We start from the raw sequence: 348 nt of genomic DNA on the forward strand, positions 1-348 counted from the left end.
GATGAATATTCGTCGGATGTACTGGCCTTCGCGGACAAGTCCGCTCCCACCAAGTTTGCTGCGCGACAGCGCTACGTCGAAGACGTGGTGACGCCTCCCAATCAACGCTCAAGCCCCGCCCAGAACTTCTCTGCAAAATCCCCCAGCGGAATCATTGCCCTGAATACCCGGATTTCGGTCTGGATGTCTGGCAGGGCTACGGAACTGTGCGTCAGACGCCCCGACGCCAACTCCGGTGCCGCTAGGCTCTGCGGCAGCCAGGCGATACCCTTGGCCTGCAACGCCATCGACAGCAGCACCGCCGCCAGGTGCGAGCTGAAAACGGTTTCCAGCGCGGGATGATCAGGG

General features: G+C 61.5%; 1 pseudogene. It reads right to left on the bottom strand.

Annotation, left to right across the window (positions count from 1 at the left end):
* Positions 1-101 precede the first annotated feature (101 nt).
* Positions 102-348: pseudogene (locus tag EE949_RS00180) on the bottom strand (LysR family transcriptional regulator); the annotation flags it as partial.

The sequence above is a fragment of the Pseudomonas viridiflava genome (assembly GCF_900602065.1).
In the GTDB taxonomy this organism is placed as follows: Bacteria; Pseudomonadota; Gammaproteobacteria; order Pseudomonadales; family Pseudomonadaceae; genus Aquipseudomonas.